This window comes from Paenibacillus sp. E194 (assembly GCF_000935845.1).
Lineage (GTDB): Bacteria > Bacillota > Bacilli > Paenibacillales > Paenibacillaceae > Paenibacillus_B > Paenibacillus_B alvei_B.
Window position 1 is genome coordinate 1 of record NZ_JMDX01000484.1, and the last position, 1,462, is coordinate 1,462.

The following is a 1,462-nucleotide window of genomic DNA, read 5'->3' on the forward strand; positions in this document are numbered from 1 at the left end:
AACCGCAATTGCGATCACGGAGAGGCAAATGATCATGTACATCATCTTCACATTTCCCATCCACAACATACTTATCATCACGGCGATAAATACGAGTGCGGTGCCTAAGTCCGGCTGCTTCATGATGATTACTGTGGGCAAGAGAAATACTGCGGCAAGTGGCAGGATGTCCTGTACGAAGCGAAGCTGATCCCCTCCCCGCTTCTGCAGCAGATGAGCCGCCAGCAATACTGTAGCAATCTTCATCATCTCTGACGGTTGCAGTTGGAAGCTTCCAATACTAACCCAGCGAACTGCTCCATTAATATTCTCCCCCTTGAACATGACGAGCAAGAGCAGCACAATACCTAATCCATACCACACATAGGATAGCTTCCCAACTAATATATTGTAGTCAATTGTTGCTAGAATCAGCATCGGGACACAGAATACGCCGAATAAGATGAGATTGTTAATATGAATGCCATGCAGCTTCGTATTTATCGTTGCCTCATACACGGCTAACGTACCTATAGCTACGAGACATCCGACGATAACGAGAGTCAGCTTGTCAACCTTACTAAGTTTACGCAAAAATATGATCATAGGTCTATTCCTTATGAATTCCTTTCCGACCGCTGCCTTGCAGCTGCTGTCTTCGATAATTATCACGAGAAATGCTAAGAATAATGCCCGTGCTTGCCATACATAAAATTAAGGAGGAGCCTCCGTAACTGACAAAGGGAAGCGGAACTCCAGTAATGGGAAGCAGACCAGTCACTGCTCCTAAGTTAAGCATAAACTGAAATAAAGATCATACTGACGATTCCGGTACCTAGCATAATCGCAAACGGATCATCACTTCTCAGCGCAGCCATGAAGCCTCTTACAACTAGGACAAAGAAAACGAATACAACCAGACATGAGCCAAGAAAGCCGAATTCTTCTCCGATGACCGCAAATATGAAATCCGTATGTGCTTCAGGTAGATAGAACAGCTTCTGAATTCCGTGTCCGAATCCAGTTCCTGTTACACCACCATGTGCCAATGCATAAATGGATTGAATCAGTTGATAGCCTGAGCCCTGTTGGTCGTCATACGGATTCATAAATGAAGCAATCCGTTGCAAGCGATAGCTCTGACTGAATGCCAAATAGATGATCACAGGGAGAACTGCAAGAAATAATACGGCAAGTTGACGCATTTGTACACCGCCCACAATCATGACGGTAAGACAGATGAAGAGCAGCATAAGCACTGCCCCGAAATCGGGCTGCTTCATAATGAGCAAGGAAATGAAGCTGACTACAATGAGAATAGGCAGCAGGCCTTTCTTGAAGCTTCGAATGCGTTCTCCCTTGTTGCTGATAAGTGATGATATGTACATAATGAGTGCAAGCTTCGTAAATTCCACAGGTTGAAACTGAAATCCGCCCACAACAATCCATCTCCTCGCCCCGTTCATACTGCTTCCGACTGCCA

3 protein-coding genes are annotated in these 1,462 nt (G+C 45.2%); all 3 read right to left on the reverse strand.

Translation table 11 applies throughout. The features are described from left to right. Nucleotides 1-585: FtsW/RodA/SpoVE family cell cycle protein (locus tag AZ66_RS29085; protein WP_044358119.1), on the reverse strand; the 585-nt coding region annotated here is incomplete at its 3' end. 4 nt (nt 586-589) lie between these two features. Then, nucleotides 590-778, reverse strand: coding sequence for an FtsW/RodA/SpoVE family cell cycle protein (locus AZ66_RS33215; RefSeq protein ID WP_231587100.1), 189 nt, complete (start codon nt 776-778; stop codon nt 590-592). Beyond that, a partial coding sequence (locus tag AZ66_RS33220) for an FtsW/RodA/SpoVE family cell cycle protein (RefSeq protein WP_231587101.1) occupies nt 771-1,462 on the reverse strand: 692 nt, incomplete at its 5' end. The genes AZ66_RS33220 and AZ66_RS33215, both read right to left, overlap by 8 nt.